Annotated in this window: 18 protein-coding genes and 1 riboswitch; of the genes, 11 read left to right on the top strand and 7 right to left on the bottom strand. The window is 67.1% G+C overall.

The genetic code is table 11. The features are described from left to right. Nucleotides 1-83: 83 nt before the first annotated feature. The 3 genes from ACTAQI_RS15030 to ACTAQI_RS15020 all read right to left on the bottom strand — a co-directional run bounded on the left by ACTAQI_RS15030 (nt 84) and on the right by ACTAQI_RS15020 (nt 3,219). Nucleotides 84-1,265, bottom strand: coding sequence for a cation:proton antiporter (locus ACTAQI_RS15030; protein WP_457946904.1), 1,182 nt, complete (start codon nt 1,263-1,265; stop codon nt 84-86). Between the two features lie 5 nt (nt 1,266-1,270). Next, entirely contained in the window at nt 1,271-1,753 is a 483-nt protein-coding gene (locus tag ACTAQI_RS15025) for a cation:proton antiporter regulatory subunit (RefSeq protein WP_457946903.1), read from the bottom strand. A gap of 62 nt (nt 1,754-1,815) precedes the next feature. Further along, nucleotides 1,816-3,219, bottom strand: coding sequence for an MFS transporter (locus ACTAQI_RS15020; RefSeq protein ID WP_457946902.1), 1,404 nt, complete (start codon nt 3,217-3,219; stop codon nt 1,816-1,818). A gap of 195 nt (nt 3,220-3,414) precedes the next feature. Between ACTAQI_RS15020 and ACTAQI_RS15015 the strand changes: the two genes are divergently transcribed. From ACTAQI_RS15015 to mnhG, 6 genes are read left to right on the top strand one after another with little or no spacing between them, the layout of a single operon-like run. Next, nucleotides 3,415-6,495 (top strand): Na+/H+ antiporter subunit A, encoded by a 3,081-nt coding sequence (locus ACTAQI_RS15015; protein ID WP_457946901.1) that lies wholly within the window; start codon nt 3,415-3,417, stop codon nt 6,493-6,495. Continuing rightward, on the top strand, nt 6,492-7,097 hold the full coding sequence (locus tag ACTAQI_RS15010) for a Na(+)/H(+) antiporter subunit C (protein ID WP_457946900.1): 606 nt from the start codon (nt 6,492-6,494) through the stop codon (nt 7,095-7,097). Before ACTAQI_RS15015 ends, ACTAQI_RS15010 begins: the two co-directional genes overlap by 4 nt. After that, nucleotides 7,094-8,701: a Na+/H+ antiporter subunit D gene (locus ACTAQI_RS15005; protein ID WP_457946899.1), complete on the top strand. Its 1,608-nt coding sequence runs from the start codon at nt 7,094-7,096 to the stop codon at nt 8,699-8,701. Before ACTAQI_RS15010 ends, ACTAQI_RS15005 begins: the two co-directional genes overlap by 4 nt. After that, nucleotides 8,698-9,243 carry a Na+/H+ antiporter subunit E gene (locus ACTAQI_RS15000; RefSeq protein ID WP_457946898.1) on the top strand — a complete coding sequence of 182 codons (546 nt, stop codon included), beginning with the start codon at nt 8,698-8,700 and terminating at the stop codon, nt 9,241-9,243. The genes ACTAQI_RS15005 and ACTAQI_RS15000 overlap by 4 nt, the downstream gene beginning before the upstream one ends. Continuing rightward, entirely contained in the window at nt 9,243-9,518 is a 276-nt protein-coding gene (locus tag ACTAQI_RS14995; RefSeq protein ID WP_457951072.1) for a monovalent cation/H+ antiporter complex subunit F, read from the top strand. Before ACTAQI_RS15000 ends, ACTAQI_RS14995 begins: the two co-directional genes overlap by 1 nt. Further along, nucleotides 9,508-9,912, top strand: coding sequence for a monovalent cation/H(+) antiporter subunit G (gene mnhG / locus ACTAQI_RS14990; protein WP_457946897.1), 405 nt, complete (start codon nt 9,508-9,510; stop codon nt 9,910-9,912). The genes ACTAQI_RS14995 and mnhG overlap by 11 nt, the downstream gene beginning before the upstream one ends. A 9-nt stretch (nt 9,913-9,921) precedes the next feature. On the opposite strand, the gene ACTAQI_RS14985 is transcribed toward mnhG, so the two are convergent. The 4 genes from ACTAQI_RS14985 to ACTAQI_RS14970 form a co-directional block, all read right to left on the bottom strand. Beyond that, entirely contained in the window at nt 9,922-10,185 is a 264-nt protein-coding gene (locus tag ACTAQI_RS14985; protein ID WP_457946896.1) for a DUF4235 domain-containing protein, read from the bottom strand. Nucleotides 10,186-10,322: 137 nt separating this feature from the next. Further along, nucleotides 10,323-10,571, bottom strand: a complete 249-nt coding sequence (locus ACTAQI_RS14980; protein WP_457946895.1) for a CDGSH iron-sulfur domain-containing protein — start codon at nt 10,569-10,571, stop codon at nt 10,323-10,325. 46 nt (nt 10,572-10,617) lie between these two features. Then, entirely contained in the window at nt 10,618-11,673 is a 1,056-nt protein-coding gene (locus tag ACTAQI_RS14975) for an iron-containing redox enzyme family protein (RefSeq protein ID WP_457946894.1), read from the bottom strand. Nucleotides 11,674-11,864: 191 nt separating this feature from the next. After that, on the bottom strand, nt 11,865-12,407 hold the full coding sequence (locus tag ACTAQI_RS14970; RefSeq protein ID WP_457946893.1) for a heme-degrading domain-containing protein: 543 nt from the start codon (nt 12,405-12,407) through the stop codon (nt 11,865-11,867). An 85-nt stretch (nt 12,408-12,492) separates the two neighbouring features. Continuing rightward, nucleotides 12,493-12,633: riboswitch (TPP riboswitch) on the top strand. A 66-nt stretch (nt 12,634-12,699) separates the two neighbouring features. On the opposite strand from ACTAQI_RS14970, the gene ACTAQI_RS14965 reads away from it, so the two are divergent. The 5 genes from ACTAQI_RS14965 (at nt 12,700) to ACTAQI_RS14945 (ending at nt 18,595) form a co-directional block, all read left to right on the top strand. After that, nucleotides 12,700-13,323 (top strand): ECF transporter S component, encoded by a 624-nt coding sequence (locus ACTAQI_RS14965; protein WP_457946892.1) that lies wholly within the window; start codon nt 12,700-12,702, stop codon nt 13,321-13,323. Further along, nucleotides 13,323-14,870, top strand: coding sequence for an ABC transporter ATP-binding protein (locus ACTAQI_RS14960; protein ID WP_457946891.1), 1,548 nt, complete (start codon nt 13,323-13,325; stop codon nt 14,868-14,870). The genes ACTAQI_RS14965 and ACTAQI_RS14960 overlap by 1 nt, the downstream gene beginning before the upstream one ends. Continuing rightward, entirely contained in the window at nt 14,867-15,667 is an 801-nt protein-coding gene (locus ACTAQI_RS14955) for an energy-coupling factor transporter transmembrane component T family protein (RefSeq protein WP_457946889.1), read from the top strand. Before ACTAQI_RS14960 ends, ACTAQI_RS14955 begins: the two co-directional genes overlap by 4 nt. A gap of 109 nt (nt 15,668-15,776) precedes the next feature. Then, nucleotides 15,777-17,300, top strand: a complete 1,524-nt coding sequence (locus ACTAQI_RS14950) for a UDP-N-acetylglucosamine 1-carboxyvinyltransferase (RefSeq protein WP_457946887.1) — start codon at nt 15,777-15,779, stop codon at nt 17,298-17,300. A gap of 68 nt (nt 17,301-17,368) precedes the next feature. Then, entirely contained in the window at nt 17,369-18,595 is a 1,227-nt protein-coding gene (locus ACTAQI_RS14945) for a glutamate--cysteine ligase 2 (protein ID WP_457946885.1), read from the top strand. The last annotated feature ends 8 nt before the right edge of the window (nt 18,596-18,603 follow it).

Raw genomic sequence — 18,603 nt, 5'->3', positions numbered from 1 at the left:
GTCGGAAGCCGGCACGCGGCCACCGGTGCCGGCCAGGCGCGCACGCTAGGGCTGCGCGCCCACGCTAGAGCTGCGCCGCCAGGCTAGAGCTGTGGTGCGACCGCCGGCCTCCGGATAAATGGTTTGGCCAAGGGTTCCACGTAGCGCGCGGCCAGCGGGCCCATCACCGCCATCAGCAGCACATAGGCGGTGGCCAGCGCCGCGAGCTGGTGCGGGACAGCGCCTGAAGCAACGGCCAGGCCTGCAATCACGATGGAGAATTCGCCGCGGGCAATCAGCGCGGCACCGGCGCGGAAGCGGCCGGGCCGGGCAATTCCGGCCCGCTTCGCCGCCCAGATCCCGGTCGCCATCTTGGTTGCTGCGGTGGCCACCGCCAGGACAAGTGCCCACCCCAGGACCGGCGGGATGGACGAAGGGTCCGTGTTGAGACCGAAGGCCACGAAGAAGATGGCCGCAAACAGGTCCCGCAGCGGCTCAAGGATCCGGGTGGCGTTGTGGGCGGTGGAGCCTGAGATGGCAATGCCGAGCATGAAGGCGCCCACGGCCGCCGACACCTGCATGGCGGACGCAGCGCCCGCCACCAGCAGGGCCGCCCCGAGGACATTGAGCAGGAAGACCTCGGAGTTCTCGCTGTGCACTGCCTTGGAAACATGGTGCCCGTGCCGCAGCGCCACCATGAGGACCACGCTGACAACGGCCAGGGCGATACCCACGGTGGTGAGCCCGCCGAGGAAACTCACGCCTGCGAGCGTAGCCGTGAGGATGGGCAGGTACACGGCCATGGCCAGGTCCTCGAAAACCAGGATGGACAGCACCACAGGGGTTTCTCGGTTACCAAGGCGCCCGAGGTCCGTGATGACCTTGGCGGCGATGCCTGACGAGGAAATGTAGGTGACGCCGCCCATCACCATGGCGCCCACCCCGCCCCATCCCAGGAGCAGGGCAAGTCCGGCGCCGGGCAGGAAGTTCAGGACGAGGTCAAGGACGCCGGCCTGCCAGGAGCGTCGCAGGCCGGTAAAGAGCTCCGCAGCCGTATATTCCAGCCCGAGCATAAGCAGCAGGAGGATCACGCCGATCTCGCCGGAGAGATGTGCGAACTCGTGCATGCCTTCAAGCTTGACGATGCCTCCGGCGCCAAAGGCCAGGCCGCCCAGCAGGTAGAAGGGGATGGGCGACATGCCGATCCGTCCCGCCAGCCTGGCCAGGAGGCCGAGGCAGAACACAACGGCCCCCAGTTCAACGAGGGTCTGGGCCAACGGGTCCATCGAAACTAGCCGCGGCGCAGGATGTCGGCCGCCGAGTCGAGGCCTTCCTGGGTACCCACTGCCACCAGCAGGTCGCCGGGGTGGAGGACGACGTCGGGTCCTGGCGAGGGCAGCACCTCACCCTCGCGCATGATGGCCACGATTGACACGCCGCACCGGGTGCGGATGCACGCCTTGCCCATGGGCTGGTTCTGGAACGGGGAGTCCGCCGCGATGGAGAACTGTCGGGTGACGATGCCCGGAACGTCCTTGTGCTCTTCCGCGAGCTTCATGGCCAGGTGCTGGCCGCCCAGGAGGTTGCCCAGGGTGGCTGCTTCGTCGCTGGTGAGCGGAATGGAAGCCTGGCAGGTATCGGGATCGTCCCAGGTGGAAACGATGAGTTCCGTCTGGCCTTCCCGGAGTTCCACAACGCCGATGCGGCGACCGGAGGCGGTCATGAAATCCTTCCGGCGGCCCAGGCCGGGAAGGTTCGTTTCGTCCACGTTCATGACTCCAGCCTAGTCTGCCTGGCAACACCCGGCCGGGCCCTGGAACAGGACGGGAAGGTGTTTCAGTGGGCGGGTACTACAGCGATGGGTGCCTTCTCCGGCGCCTTCACCGGCAGCAGCACCAGGAGCCCTGCAAGGAGGACCACCATGATGCCCAGGATGCCCCACCGCTGCGCCTGCCCGGCAGGCACCAGCGGGGTTGCCACGGCGATGCACAGCGTGAACAGGGCCGGCGCCAGGAAGCTGACAGCCCGGCCGGTGGTGGCGTAGAGACCGAAGAGTTCGCCGGATTCCCCGTGCGGCGCGAGCCGGGCCAGGTAGGCGCGGGAGGAGGACTGGGCGGGACCCACGAACAGGCAGAGGAAAAGTCCAAAGACCCAGAATGTTGTGCTGCCGGCCCATTCCATGCCGAAGAAGGCATAGTTGCCGTTCCCCAGGGCCAGGATTGCGCTCCCGGCGATCAGAAGGCCCACCAGGGAGCCGGTGATGACGGCCTTGGGTCCCACCTTGTCGTCCAGGAACCCGCCGATCACCGCGCCGATGGCTGCCACCACGTTCCCGAAGATGGCGAAGAAGATGACCTGCGGCAGGGCAAAGCCGAAGGTGCCGGCAGCGATGACGCCGCCAAACGTGAAGACGGCGGCGAGGCCGTCCCGGAACACGGCGCTGGCGAGGAGGAAGTAGATGGTGTGCGGGCTGGTGGCGTGGATGGCCTTGATACGCCGGAACAGCAGCCCGTAGCTGGCGAGGAATCCCAGGCGCGTTGCCTGCACGGAGCGGGGCAGTTCAGGGACCGCGAACAGGACGGGGAGCGCGAAGACAAAGAACCACAGGGCGGAGAAGACAGCCACCAGCCTGATATTGAGGCTGTCCTGAGTGGATGCGCCGAACCATTCAAAGGAGGGCTGGACGAACAGCTGCAGGACAATCAGGAGGGCCACGATGCCGCCCAGGTAGCCGGCGCCCCAGCCAAAACCGCTGACCTTTCCGATGTTCCGCGGCGTGGACACCTGGGCCAGCATGGCGTTGTAATTGACGCCGGCGAATTCGAAGAAGACGTTGCCCAGCGCGATCAGGGACACGCCGAGGAGCAGGAATTCCGGGTGCGGGAACACGAAAAAGCACAGGGCCGTGAGAATGGCGACGGCGGCCGAGTTGACTCCCAGCCACAGCTTGCGCCGGCCCCCCGCGTCAGAGCGCTGGCCGGTGACAGGGGCCAGCAGTGCGATGGCGAACCCGGCAACCGCCAAGGCAGCGCCGAGGACTGCCGAGGCGCTGTCCTCGCCGCCGAAGGCGCGGGAGGTCAGGTAGACAGTGAAGACGAACGTGGTCATCACTGCATTGAAGGCCGCTGAGCCCCAGTCCCAGGAAGCCCAGGCCAGGACCTGGCCTTTGCTCGAGGATCCGGTTCCGGCAACAAGATCCGAGGCGGGCTGCGTCGCCCCTGGAGCGCTGGCGCTGTTCATACGATGCATCGTATCCGCCCGTGGCGAACACCCGGTGGAGAGCGGGCCCTTGATGCCGGGGATTCTGGCTTTTGCGGTCCGTAAAACGGGAAAGGATACCGGACGGGCCTTGGTAAACTGAACCCTCCCGAACCTTACTTTTGGCCGCCTGCTCCAACTTTTGACAATCGAATTCCTGACGTTGCGGAGAATACAGTGATCACAGTCCTTGCCGTGCACTTTTCGGTGGCTGTCCTCGCGCCCCTCCTCTTCAGGCTTTGGGGCCGCAACGCCTTTTACGCGCTGGCTGCTGTTCCGGCGGTTTCCTTCGGCTGGCTGATGTTCCAGCACAACCCCATCTACGCAGGACCCGGGGCGGTCACGGAGGTCTTCGACTGGATCCCCAGCCTCCATCTGGAATTCGCCTTCCGCATGGACGCGCTGGCCTGGGTCATGTCCCTGCTGGTGCTCGGCGTCGGCGCCCTGGTGCTGGTCTACTGCGGCCGCTACTTCAAAAGGAAGGACCAGGACCTTGGCGCGTTCGGCGCCCAGCTGCTGGCGTTCGCCGGGGCCATGTTCGGCCTGGTCACCGCGGATGACCTGTTGCTGCTGTTCATCTTCTGGGAACTGACCACCATCCTGTCCTACCTCCTGATTGGCTTTGCCCGGACCAGGCTTGCCGCCCGCCGTTCCGCCCTCCAGGCACTGATGGTCACCACCGCCGGCGGCCTGGCCATGCTGGTGGGCCTGATCATGCTGGGCTACACCGCCGGCACGTACCGTATCTCCGGCATCCTGGAGCAGGCGCCCGCGCTGGCTGCCGGGACGTCCGGCGGCGTGGTGAGCGCCGCCGTCGTACTCATCCTGGTGGGTGCCATCACCAAGTCCGCGCTGGTCCCGTTCCACTTCTGGCTCCCGGGCGCCATGGCCGCGCCCACCCCCGTCAGCGCCTACCTGCACGCCGCGGCGATGGTGAAGGCAGGCATCTACCTGGTGGCGCGGCTCGCTCCGGGATTCTCGGAAACGGCGTACTGGCAGCCCGTGGTCCTGGGGCTGGGCCTGGCCACCATGCTGGTGGGCGGCTACCGGGCACTGCGGCAGACCGACATCAAGCTGATCCTCGCCTACGGCACCGTCAGCCAGCTCGGCTTCCTCACCATGGTGGTGGGCCTGGGCACGCGCGACGCCGCGCTGGCAGGCCTGGCCATGCTGCTGGCCCACGGCCTGTTCAAGGCCACGCTCTTCCTGGTAGTGGGCATCATCGACCATCAGTCCGGAACCCGCGACGTACGCAAACTCTCCGGCGTCTTCCGCTCCTCCCGTGCGCTGGGCATCGTGGCCGGCATCGGTGCCGCGTCCATGGCCGGCGTTCCGCTGCTGGCCGGATTCGTGGCCAAGGAATCGGTGCTGGAAGCGTTCGTGCACCACGCCACGGACCCGCACTCCGGCCCGTGGGGCACTGTGGTCCTGGTGGGGCTGGTGGTGGGCTCCATCTTCACCTTCGCCTACAGCGCACGCTTCATGTGGGGTGCGTTCGCGGCCAAGCCCGGTGTGGACCCCACCCCTTTCAAGGCCATCAGGCCCTCTTTCCTGGCCGCCCCAGCGATCCTGAGCATCCTGACCATCGCCTACGGCCTCTGGCCGGTTCCGGTGGACGCCTGGATCCAGCCGTACGCCGCCCTCTTCGCTTCAACCGCGCCCGACGCCGGCACTCCGGCGTCGCAGGCAGGGCACCTTGCGCTGTGGCACGGGTTGACCCCCGCGCTGGGCCTGACAACGCTCACCTTTGTGCTCGGCGCTGCCATGTACGTCGGCCGCAACGCGGTGGCCCGGGCCCAGTCCCTGGTCCCGGCATGGGTGGACGGCGACCGCGCCTACCAGCTGACCATCGGTGCGCTGGACGATGCGGCCGTCTGGATTACCGGCCGGACCCAGCGCGGCTCACTGTACTTCTACCTTGCCGTGATCCTGAGCGTGGCGTTCGTCCTGCCGCTCGCCGCCATCCTGCTTGGCGGCAACGCCCTGCCGCAGGACGTGTACCTGGTGGACCCGAACTCCCCGCTGCAGCTCGTGGCAGGGGTGGGCATCGTGATCGGCGCCCTGGCCGCCGTCAAGGCGAACAAGCGCTTCCTTGCAGTGCTGATGGTGTCCGTGACCGGCTATGGCATCGCACTGGTGTTCGCCCTGCAGGGTGCTCCGGACCTTGCCCTGACCCAGATGCTGGTGGAAACCATCATCCTGGTGGCCTTCGTCCTGGCCATGCGCAGCCTGCCGCCCGAACTCCGGGACCGGACCGGCGGTAAATACCGGGTGGTGCGCGTCATCATCGGTCTTGGGTTCGGCGTGACCATGGTGTTCGCGGCGATTTTTGCGATGGGTGCCCGGACCGCCATCCCCGTATCACTGCAGTTCCCGCAGCTTGCATACGAGGGCGGCGGCGGCCTCAACGTGGTCAACGTGACCCTGGTGGACATCCGCGCCTGGGACACCTTCGGCGAGATCAGCGTCCTGGCGCTCGCCGCCACCGGCGTCGCCAGCCTGATCTTCGTCCGCGGCCGCGGCGACCGCCTGCAGGCCTCCGCGTCCGTTGCCGAAGGCACGGTGGGGCGCCGCCACGGCGTGGATCCCGGCTCCCGCGACGGCGCGGCCCTGGCCATCAGCCGGAAGTTCGCTGCCGCTGCCCGTGATCCCTGGATCGTGGCGGGCCGGACGCTCGCCCCCGAACGGCGCTCCATCATCTTCGAGGTGGTCACCCGGCTGATCTTCCACTCGATGATCATTTTTTCGCTCTACCTGCTGCTGGCCGGCCACAACCTGCCGGGCGGCGGTTTCGCCGGGGGCCTCACCGCCGGGCTGGCGTTGACCATCCGCTACCTGGCAGGCGGCCGCTTCGAGCTGCGGGAGGCTGCGCCGCTGAGCGCCGGTGCGCTGCTGGGCACAGGCCTGGCCCTGGCTGCCGTGTCCGGCGTGGTGCCGCTCCTGCTGGGCGGCCAGGTGTTCCAGTCCGCCATCATCCAGGTGTGGCTGCCCGTATTCGGCGACATCAAATTCGTCACCTCCACGATTTTCGATATCGGCGTGTACATCGTGGTGGTGGGCCTGGTCCTTGACGTGCTGCGAAGCCTCGGTGCCGAGATTGATGAGCACATGGAGGAACGGTCGGCGGCCGCCGCGCAGCAGGACGAACCGAACGAGGACCGTCCCGGGCAGCCGGAACTGGAAGCCGAACGGGACATGGAGCCGCCGCTGGAGCCCCACACCGTCCCCGCCGAGACCACCGCAAAGGGCCACGCATGAGCGTCAACCTGACCCTGCTGATCGTCATGGGTGCCCTGTATGCCTGCGGCATCTACCTGATCCTGGAACGCAGCCTCACCAGGGTGCTGCTGGGGCTGATGCTGCTGGCCAATGCCACCAACCTGCTGATCCTGTCCACCGGGGGATACGCCGGGCTGGCTCCGCTGTTCGCAAAGGACACACCGGCCCAGGACTACAACGATCCGCTTCCGCAGGCCCTGATCCTGACCTCGATCGTGATTTCCTTTGCAGTCACGGCGTTCATGCTCGGCATCATCTACCGCACCTGGGTGCTGGCGCGCCAGGACGACATCCAGGACGACCTGGAAGACCGCCGCGTGGCGGCAACCCCCAGCTTCGACGCCGAGGACGACGCCGAAGTTCCGGCGGAAACCTCCGAGTTCCCGCTCACCATGCTCGGTTCGGACGGCCGCGACGTCTCAAACCACCAAGCGTCCGCCGGGGATGGGGGCCCGGAAACGGACCGGCCGGTGGCCACCGTCGTGGCTGGCGGCCGGGAGATGCCCGCTGAACATGCCGCCGCGGAGGAAAAGCCCGGCTCACTCAACATCGACCCCAGCCCGGAAGGAGGCGGAAAGTGAACATCGCAAGCTTTGCCCCGCTCGCCGTCGTACTTCCCATCCTGGGCGCCGCCCTGACCTTCCTGCTGATCCGGCATACCCGGGCCCAGCGCGCGGTGAGCATCGCCCTGCTCTCGCTGACCCTGGCGCTGGAATGCCTGCTGCTGGCAGCCGCCTGGAACGGCGGCACCGCTGCCGTGACCATCGGCGGCTGGCTGCCGCCATTCGGCATCGTCATGGTGGTGGACCAGTTCTCCTCACTGATGCTGGTGGTGTCCTCCGCAGTGAGCCTTGCCGTCCTGGTGTACGCCACCGGGCAGGGCATGGCCGACGGCGACCACGACGCTCCGGTCTCGATCTTCCACCCCACCTACCTGATCCTGGTGGCAGGGGTGTCCAACGCGTTCCTCTCCGGGGACCTCTTCAACCTCTACGTCGGCTTCGAGATCCTGCTGACGGCAAGCTACGTGCTGATGACCCTGGGCGGCACCGGGCCGCGCATCCGGGCCGGCGTCACCTACGTGGTGGTGTCCGTGGTGTCCTCGGTCCTGTTCCTGATCGCCATCGCCATGGTGTATGGGGCTACCGGAACGGTCAACATGGCGGACCTGGCCATCAAGCTGGGTGAACTGGACCAGGGCACCAAAACCCTGCTGCATGTGATGCTGCTGGTGGCGTTTGGCATCAAGGCGGCCGTCTTCCCGCTGTCCTTCTGGCTCCCCGACTCCTACCCCACGGCGCCAGCACCTGTCACGGCCGTGTTCGCAGGCCTGCTGACCAAGGTGGGCGTCTACGCGATGGTCCGGACCGAGACGCTGCTCTTCCCTGGCGATACGTTGAACACGCCCCTGATGGTGGTGGCGCTGCTGACCATGGTGGTGGGCATCCTTGGTGCCCTGGCCCAAAGTGACATCAAGCGACTCCTCTCCTTCACCCTGGTCAGCCACATCGGCTACATGGTGTTCGGGCTGGCCATGTCTTCGGCTGCCGGGCTGGCGGCGGCGGTGTTTTACGTGGCGCACCACATCACCATCCAGACCAGCCTCTTCCTGGTGACCGGCCTTATTGAGCGCCGCGGCGGCAGCTCGTCCGTGGACCGGCTGGGCGGACTCGCCAAGCTCTCGCCCCTGCTGGCCCTGCTGTTCTTCATCCCCGGGATGAACCTGGCCGGCATCCCGCCCTTCTCCGGATTCCTCGGCAAGGTTGGCCTGCTCCAGGCCGGCGTGCAGCTGGGCACGCCGCTGGCCTACGCACTGGTGATCGGCGGGGTGGTGACCAGCCTCCTGACGCTGCTGGCCATCGCAAGGGTATGGAACCGTGCATTCTGGCGCCGCCCCACCGACGCCGAGCATCCGGATCCCGTGCTCCTCGCCACTCCTGCGGCGAGGGTTTCCGGTCCGGGCGCCAAGGTCAAAAACCCCGTGACGCTCCTGCCGCGCACCATGGTGGGCTCCACGGCGGGCCTGGTGGTGCTCGGTGTTTCCCTGACCGTCTTTGCCGGGCCGCTGTTCGGTCTTTCGGACCGGGCGGCCCGGGACATGCTTGACCGGACACCGTACATCCAGGCGGTGCTGGGCAGCGATGTCCCCGTTCCGGCCACCCCGGCCGTGGGAGGAGTGCGATGAGCCGCAAACGCATTTCCCTGCGCCAGGAGCTGCCCCTCCTGGTCTGGCTGGTGATTGTCTGGGGCGCCCTGTGGCAGGATTTCAGTCCCGGTAACCTCCTGTTCGGCGCCCTGCTGGCCGTGGGTGTGGCCCGGCTCTTCTACCTTCCGCCGGTGGAGCTCAGCGGCCGGTTCAACATCCTCTATGCCGTGCCCTTTGCGCTGGCCTTCGTGGGCAAAGTGGTGGTGGCCAGCGCCCAGGTGCTGTACCTGGCCGCGGTCCGCGGCCCCAAGGTGACCAACGCCGTCGTCGCGGTGAAGCTGCGGAGCCACCAGGACCTGATCGTCACCGCCACCGGGCATGTGATCTCCCTGATCCCGGGGTCACTGGTGGTCGAGGTGGACCGCTCCACGTCCACCCTGTACCTGCACGCGCTCAACATCGCCTCCAAGCAGGATGTCGAGGGCCTGCGGAACGAAGTGCGGTCCATCGAGGCAGGCCTGATCCGCATCATGGGCAGCCCGGAGGAACTCGAAGCCGTCCGAACGGAGGCCGCTGCGTGATGCACATTGTCCTGGCTGTTACAGCCGTCATCTTCTCGCTTGCTGCGGCCGGCGCCATCGTGCGGATTGCCCGCGGCCCGTCACTGCTGGACCGCGTGCTGGCAACCGATGTGCTGCTGGCCATCCTGGCCGGAGCCTTGTGCATCGACATGGCAGTGAACCGGCACCTGAACAACCTCATGCTGGTGGTGGCCATTTCCATCATCGGTTTCATCGGATCCGTGACCGTGGCCCGATTTGTGGCGGACCGAAGGGTAAAGCCTGATGAATCCTGACTTTTCCGGACCTGACGGGTGGATCGACGCCGTCTCAGCGGTGCTCATGGTGGTGGGGGCGCTCATGTCCCTGGGCGCCGCCGTTGGCCTGCTGCGCTTCCCCGACCTGCTGAGCCGCATGCATGCCGCCACCAAGCCCCAGGTCCTGGGCCTGTTCCTGCTGCTGGCGGCCATCGGGCTGCAGATGCGGACGTGGTGGGTGTGGCCCGTCCTGGTGGTGGCGTGGATCTTCCAGCTCCTCACCGTGCCGGTGTCCGCCCACATGGTGGGCCGCGCGGGGTACCGCACCAAGCACCTGCACCGGGAGCTGCTCACGGCCGACGAGCTGGAAGCCGTGGTGCAAAAAGCCGCCGCCGAGGCTGCCCTGAAGGACAACCCCGACGGCGGCCGGTAGCGCTCGCTGCTAGACGATGTCCTGCGTCTTGGCGAACCGGGTGATGGCGCGCTGGGTGCCTCGGTTTGCCAGGACCTGGATGATGGCGCTGACCGACGCCGAGATCAGCGCGAAGGTCAAGGCCGACCGCAGGCTGGTGGGCACATCCTCGTTCTTGCCGGTGGGCGCTTTCTGCCCGGTGGTCTTTTCCCAGATGGTGTTGACCAGCTTGGTGCCGGCCAGGCCTGCGCCGAGGCTCACACCGGTCCCGAGCAGCTTGATGAGAAGGTTCATTCGTAGTACTCCTTGCGGGCGGAAAACGGACTGCCTCCAGCCTAGCCTCACACCCGTCCCGGTCAGGGCAAGGGCGTGGCCGGCTGGGGGCGGCCTGGTGGACTGATACGGACTGGTGGATTAATACGGTTGTTGGATTAGCCCGACGGAGGCCCGGTGCGGAACTTGATCATCTTGTGCGTGCCGTCGCAGTAGGGCTTGATGGCGGACGCCCCGCACCGGCACAAGGCAACGGTTTTCCGGTCCCGGGGTACGGCGTCGCCGGACGGGGTAACAATCTCGAACTCACCCCTGATAATCAGGGGCCCGTCGGGGCAGACCACGATGGAGCTCGCCGCTGGTTCCGGGTCCGGGTGGGCTCCTGTTCCATGCTGTTCGGGGTTCATGCCTGCCGCATTCATCGTTGTTGCTGCTTTGCCAGGTCCTGAGCTGTCACGCTGCCGCCGGCATCGATGTCCGCAGCGAAGTCTCTCCGGCGTCCCACGAGGACATGAGGTGGGCGGACAGGCGGGCGTCCAGGGCCATGGCGGCAGTCGCCCCAAACAACACGTCCGCCAGGAGGGGCGGCTCCGCCTCCACCAGGCCGCCGGCCAGGTCCCGGCCCGCGATCTGTTCGTGGACGGCGTCGGCCTCCACATGCTCGTCGAAGTAGCCGGTGACGTCCGTGCCGAAGCCGTGACGGCGGAATCCGTTCCCGTAGAACCGGTTGGGCTGGGAGGACGTCATTTCATAAATTGCCAGATGGCCGGTGATGGCACCCCGGAGCCGCCGGTTCAGGCCGCAGAGCGACATGAGGTTCACGGATGCCAGGGAGACGGCGGGAACGGCATCGACGTAGGCGCCGTAGCTGTCGTCCAGGCCCAGGCCGCGCATGGTGCTGGCGAACAGTGCGCTGTGCATCCGCCCGGGCCGTCCGCCGCCGTATTCGTCCGCCTGGATTTCCACCAGGGCCGCCTTGGGCCTTCCGCTGAGGCGGGGAATGGCCCACGTGTGCGGGTCGGCTTCCTTCAGCTGGTAGATGGATTTGTGGACCAGGAACTCCTTGAGCTGCGCCAGGCTTGCCTTCCTGGCGACGTAGCGGGACAGGCTGGGACCCGTGTCCGTGGCGGCGAGGCCGAACAGGACGTTGGCCATGGCATCGCTGGTCATGGTGGTGCCGGCGGGCAGTTCGAAGGTGCCGGCGGCCTGGTGTGCTGCGGTGCGGAGGGCCTTCTCAAACGGTTCCTCGATCAGCCGCCGGACCCTGATCAGGTCCGGCTCCCACTCCCACGTGTCCGGGACACCGTCCAGGCCCGAGTAATGGAGTTCGTAAAGGCAGAAGAGGGTCAACTGGATGTCCTCGTCGCCGATGATGTCTCCGGCTGCGGCCACATGCCCTGCCGCCAGGCGGTACAGGCGGTCCACGTCCGGGCCGGCGGTGTCCGGGGCCTGGGCAAGGACATCAAACAGTGCGCTGCTGACGGGGCCCCTGGTGTCCGGAATTCTCATGGTGCTCCTTGGTCTGCCGCGCTGGTGACGGGAACGAACGCGGGACCGCCCATGGTGACTCCCATGCCCTGTCCTCCGCTAACCCCGGGAGACAACATAGTAAGCATGATTACTAATAAAAGCTAAGCAGCCTGAATGCCTGCCCCTCGGATGTCCCGCCGCTGATCCCTCAGCGTCTTATCAGCCAGCGCCTAATCAGCCAGCGCCGATCCAAGGACGCCGCGCAGCGCCTCAACCACCAGGTCATGGTCCTGCAGTTGCGGCAGCCCGGAGACGGCCACCGTGGCTACCGCGCCCACTCCCGTGACGTAGATCGGAAACGCGCCCCCATGTGCGGCATACCGGGACTGGTCGAACCAGGCGTTGTCCTCGATCCGGCCACCACCCAGCCGGCCGCGCAGTCCCACCAGTAGGGACGGCACCTCGTACCGGGCGGCAGTGCGCTGTTTAGCGCGGATCCAGTGCCCGTTGTCCGGGGTTGCGCCCGGCAGCGCGACGTGGAACAGCACCTGGTCGCCCTTCGCAATATCGATTGCGATGGGCAGCCCCCGCTCCTTGCCCAGCTCCACGAGGAGCAGGCCCAGGTTCAACGAATCATCCAGCGAGAAGCCGGGGAACTGGAGCTCCCGGACCTCCGCCTCGATGCGGACAATCAGCGCCTCCAGCCAACCCTCCGGCTGGGCGTCGCTGGAATCAGGATCAAACCCGGTCACATCCGGTGGATTGGCGGTCATGGCCCTCAATCTACCCCTGCCAGGTGTAAACTTGACCACGCCCGAACCGGGCAAATAAAGAGCGTTACCCAACCAAAAGCAACACTAAATACGACAGGGGAGCGCCGCCGTCGGGGATCCTGGCACAAGCCGGGCACCGCAGGTGGGCGCTGAGAGTGCGGACAGCCGCAGACCCTCGAACCTGATCCGGTTAGTACCGGCGCAAGGGAGTCGAGTTCTCGAAGTGTCGCGGCTGCCCGGCAACGGGCCGGCGGCCGGGTCCACTTTCCCCTCCTGTTTCCAGGAGGATCACATGAGTACTGCAGCAATCAAGAAGACCACCAGCAAGTCCTGGCGCGTCGTGGACATCGTAGTCGCCGCCCTGGTGGCCATCGCGGGTGGCGTCATCTTCTGGGCTTGGGACCAGGGGGCCGCCGCACTGTCTGCCCCCATGAACGCCGCCTACCCGCCGCTGACCGGACTGCTCGCCGGCGGCTGGATGATTCCCGGAGTGCTGGGAATGCTCATCATCCGCAAGCCCGGGGCGGCCCTGTTCTGCGAGACCGTGGCCGCCACTGGAGAGCTGCTCATGGGCTCCCAGTACGGTGCCTCGGTCCTGTTTTCCGGTTTCATCCAGGGCCTGGGGGCGGAGATCATCTTCGCGATCTTCGTCTACCGCAAGTTCAACCTGCCCGTATCCCTGCTGGCCGGCGCCGCGGCCGGATTCTTCTGCGGCCTCAACGACTCATTCGCGCCGTGGGGCTGGAACATCGCCTACTCCGGCGCGGACAAGCTCGCCTACATCGTCCTCACCACCATTTCCGGTGCCGTCCTGGCCGGCGCTTTGTCCTGGCTCGCCACCCGCGGCCTGGCCCGCACCGGCGTGCTGAGCTCCTTCGCCTCCCGCAAGGCTGCCACGGAGCCCGTCTTCTCCTGATGGCACCCTCCCAGGATGCCGCCCGCACGGTCCGCCCTGCCGCCGTCAGCGCCCGTGGCTGGGGCTGGCGGCATGCCGGAAGGGCGAAACCCGCCGTCCACGGCCTTGACCTGGACATCGTCCCCGGAGAGCGGGTGCTCCTGCTGGGACCCTCCGGAGCCGGGAAGTCCACGCTGCTTCACGCGCTCGCCGGCGTCCTGGGAGACATCAACGACGACGGCGAGGCAGGCGATGCCGACGAGTCCGGTTCGCTGCTGGTGGACGGCGCCCTGCCCCGCGCCCGGCGCGGCCGCGCCGGGCTCATGCAGCAGGACCCCGAGACGCAGGTGGTCCTGTCACGGGTGGGGGACGACGTCGCCTTTGGTGCCGAAAACCTTGCGGTGCCCCGCGATGCAATCTGGCCCCGCGTGCACGAGGCGCTTGCCGACGTCGGCCTGTCCCACCTCCCGCTGGACCATCCGACGTCGGCCCTGTCCGGTGGGCAAAAGCAGCGCCTGGCGCTGGCGGGCATCCTGGCGATGCGCCCCGGGCTGATCCTGCTGGACGAGCCCACCGCCAACCTTGACCCGGACGGTGTGCTGGAGGTCCGTGACGCCGTGGCCCGCTCCCTGGACAAGACCGGGGCAACGCTGGTGGTGGTGGAGCACCGGGTGTCCGTATGGAAGGACCTGGTGGACCGGATCGTGGTCCTGCAGCCCGGTTCCGCCGCCGATCCTGCCGTGCTCCTGGACGGGCCGCCGGACCGCGTACTCAATGAGGCCCGGACCATTCTTGCTGCTGCGGGCGTATGGGTGCCCGGCTACGTGCAGGCGACCCGCGCCCGCACCGCCGTCCCGCCAACCGGTGAGGGCAGCCTGCTGCTGGCAGCGGAGCAGCTGGGCGTCTCCCGCGACCGTCCCCGCCGCCAAGGCTTCCGGAAGATCCCGCCGGTGCCGGTCCAGGAAGGCCTGGCCGCGCAGGTCCGCGCCGGGCAGGCCCTTGCCATTACCGGCCCCAACGGTGCCGGAAAGTCCACATTCGCGCTGACCCTCGCCGGGCTGCTGGAACCGGTGTCCGGAAAGGTCTCCGCCACGCTGGACCTCAGCCGCGGCGCCGGCATCGATCCCTACAAGTGGAAGGCCGAGCAGCTGATTTCGCGCGTGGGCACGGTGTTCCAGGAGCCCGAGCACCAGTTCGTGACCGGCAAGGTGCTTGACGAGCTGCTCTTCGGCCCCCGGCATCTGGGGCACGGCGAGGACCGGGTGGACGAGCTCCTGGAGCGGCTGCGGCTCACCGCCTTGGTGGACGCCAACCCCTACACCCTCTCCGGCGGTGAAAAGCGGCGGCTGTCCGTGGCCACCGTCCTTGCCGCCAGCCCCCAGGTCCTGATCCTGGACGAGCCCACCTTCGGGCAGGACGCCAACACGTGGGCCGAACTGGCATCATTCCTGTCCGAGCTCCTGGACGCCGGCACTGCGGTGGTATCCGTGACCCATGATGCCGAATTCACGGAGGCCCTGGGCGGGGTGGAGCTGCGGATGGCTGCGGCGGAAGCGGTGGCGCCATGAGGCAGGAGCTCACCCTGAGCGGCAACCATGCCCTCCTGGCCCGTGCCAATCCGCTGAGCAAGTTTGCGGCCGTCCTGCTCATCACTGCGGTCCTGGCCCTGTCCATCGACTGGGTGTCGGCCTCCGTGGCCCTGGTCTTCGAGCTGCTGCTGTTTCCCCTGGCCGGGCTCACCCTGTTCCTGCTGTGGCAGCGCGGGTGGCCGCTGATCCTCGCCGCCGCCGTCGGTGGCTGGAGCACCTCCATCCTGGCGCCGGACAGCGGAAGGATCCTGCTCGACGCCGGCATCTGGACCATGAGCGAAGGTTCCCTCCAGTTGGGCATCGGCTTCCTGCTGCGCGGCTTTGCCATTGCCCTGCCGGCGGTGCTCCTGATGAGCTGCACCGATCCCACGGACCTCGCGGACGCGCTGGCGCAGAAAGCCCGCCTGCCGCACCGGTTCGTCCTGGGAACCCTGGCCGCGATGCGTTTGGTGGGGCTGATGGCCGAAGAATGGCAGACCATCGGGATGGCGCGCCGTGCCCGCGGCGTAGGCGCCCGTGGCAGCGTAGGCCAGCGGGTGAAGGCGACGCTGGGGCAAAGCTTCGGGCTGCTGGTGCAGGCCATCCGCCGTGCGTCCAGGCTCGCCGTGACCATGGAAGCGCGGGGTTTCGGCGGCGGCCCGCGGACCTGGGCCCGGGTGTCCACGTTCAGCCTGCTGGATCTCTGGGTGGTGGCCGGTGGTGTGCTGGTGGCCGGGCTGGCCCTTTTCGCGGCAGTGACGGCGGGTACGTGGAACATGGTGTGGCTGGGCAGCTGAAAATGACCTCCCACTCCTTCTATCGCATGTAGTGGGTAAACCCTTTCCTGTTCAGCCTCCTAATCGCTCGAGTCGATGCCGCATAGCTCATTTATGATATATTCGCGGTATGACGCAGGAGACCGCCGGCCACGTTGCCGCCATGTTGAGGGATGCCCGGAGCGAGAAGGGCTGGACGCAGGGCCAGTTGGCCGCCGAGCTCGGCACCAGCCAGAGCGCCGTCGCCCGGATGGAGCAGGGCAAGCAGAACCTGAGCCTGAAGATGATCCAGCGGCTGGAAAACATCTTCGACCGCAGCATCGTCAATGTGGCAAAACCCCAGATGACCCACCTGCGCGTGGAGGGCGGCCGCACCCTGTCCGGCGCCGTGGATGTGAACAGCAGCAAGAATGCCGGCGTCGCCCTGCTGTGCGCCAGCCTGATCAACCGGGGCACCACGGTGCTCCGCCGCCTGGCCCGGATCGAGGAGGTCAACCGCATTGTCGAAGTGCTGACCAGCATCGGCGTGGAGTGCACCTGGCTCAACGACACAGACCTCCGCCTCCGCCGTCCTGCCGTCCTGGACCTGGACGCAATGGACGTGGACGCGGCACGCCGGACCCGCAGCGTCATCATGCTGCTTGGCCCCCTGCTGGACGAGTCGCGGGAGTACCGGCTGCCCTACGCCGGCGGCTGCGACCTTGGCACCCGCACCGTGGAACCCCACATGCAGGCACTGCGCGAGTTCAGCCTCTCGGTGGAGGCCACGGCAGGTTTCTACACCGTCCAGGCACCGCCTGCCGATACACGGGACCGCTCCTTTGTCCTCACCGAGCGCGGGGACACCGTCACTGAGAACGCCATCATGGCGGCGGCACACCGGCCCGGAACAACAGTGATCCGCAACGCCAGTCCCAACTATATGGTGCAGGACCTGTGCTTTTACCTGCAGATGCTTGGCGTCACCATCGAGGGCGTGGGCACCACCACCCTGAAAATTACGGGCCGGCCCGAGATTGACGCCGACATCGAGTACTTCCCCTCCGAGGATCCCATCGAGGCCATGAGCCTCATCACGGCCGGCATCGTCACCAACTCCGAGGTCACGGTGCGCCGGGTTCCCATCGAGTTCATGGAAATCGAGCTGGCCACGCTGGGGCAAATGGGTCAGAAGCTGGAAATTTCCGGCGAGTACATGGCCCGGAATGGCCGCACCCGCCTGGTGGACGTGACCACCAAGCCCTCCGAGCTGCGCGCCCCCGAGGACAAGATCCACCCCATGCCGTTCCCCGGGCTGAACATTGACAACCTGCCGTTCTTTGCGGTCATCGCGGCGAACGCCCATGGCCAGACCATGATCCACGACTGGGTCTACGAGAACCGGGCGATCTACCTGACGGAACTGAACCGGCTTGGGGCACAGGTGCAGCTCCTGGACCCGCACCGGATCTACGTCAACGGGCCCACCAAGTGGCGTGCCGCCGAGGTGGGTTGCCCGCCCGCACTCCGGCCGGCCGCCTGCCTCCTGCTGGCCATGCTCGCCGCGCGCGGGGTATCCGAGCTGCGGAACATCTATGTGATCGAGCGTGGATACGAGGATCTGGCTGAGCGCCTGAACACCATCGGCGCCAAGGTGGAGTACTTCCAGGACTGATCATTCATGCTTCGTCATGAACGGCGGGCCACGGTTCCAATGCCTGCCCGCTGCCGCAGAATGTTCGTATGCGTACATTCGGCGTTGAGGAAGAACTCCTGATTGTTGATCCGGAGTCCGGAGAGCCGCTTGCCTTGGCGGACGCCCTCCTTGCCGGCCATCGCATTGCGGCGGATGATCTTCCCCTGGACCCGGATGTCCACCATGCCGGAAAACAAGCGGATTACGACGACGAGATGGGCTTGAGTGCCGAGCTCAAGCTTGAGCAGATCGAGACGCAGACCAGGCCGTGCCTGGAACACGGGGGCCTGCTGGAACAGATCCGGGCGGGACGCGCCCTGGCGGACCAGGCCGCCAGGAAGCATGATGCCCGGGTGGCGGCACTGGCCACCTCGCCATTGGCGTCCACCAGCCACACCACTCCCGACCCCCGCTACGCCAGGATGCTGGAACGTTTCGGGCTGACGGCCCAGGAGCAGCTGACCTGTGGCTTCCACGTCCACACGTTCATTGAATCGCCGGAAGAAGGCGTGGCCGTCCTGGACCGGATCCGGGACAAGCTGGCGGTTTTGACCGCGCTGAGCGCCAATTCACCGTTCTGGAACGGTGTGCCCACCGGATTCGAGAGCTACCGCACCCAGGCATGGAACCGCTGGCCCACCGCTGGCCCAACCGGCATCTATGGAACCTACCCTGCATACCGGCGGGTGGTTGCGCGGCTGCTGGAAACCGGGGTCATGCTCGATGAAGGCATGCTGTACTTCGATGCCCGGCTGTCCCGCAACCACCCCACGGTGGAAGTGCGGGTGGCCGACGTATGCCTTCGGGCCGAGGACGCCGCCCTCATTGCCGTGCTGGTCCGCGCGCTGGTGGAATCAGCCAGCCGCGAGTGGCGTGCCGGTGTGGATCCTGCCCCCGTGCCCACGGTGCTTCTGCGGATGGCGTCCTGGCAGGCCAGCAGCGCGGGACTCAGCGGCGAACTCCTGGACTTTGGCAACTTCCGGCCTGCACCAGCTGCGGACGTGGTCCGTTCCCTGGTGGATTACCTGGCCCCCGTCCTCGCCGAACAAGGCGAGCTGGCGCTGGCCCGGCAGGGAGTGGAGGACATCATCGCCAGGGGACCAGGGGCCGCTGAACAGCGCCGTGCCCGCGACAAGGCATTGGCGGGACCACCACCTGAGGACATGGGGTTCGGTGCGGTGGTCCGCCAGGCCGTGTACGTGACGATGCGCGGCGGCCTGGACCTTTCGGACGTGGAGGCCACCCCGGAGCTGCTGCGGGTCCGCCAGAGTTGACTGTGTGC

Source organism: Pseudarthrobacter sp. alpha12b, from assembly GCF_054130495.1.
Note: the sequence above shows the minus strand (reverse complement) of the source record. Positions and strands in the feature narration are given on the sequence as shown.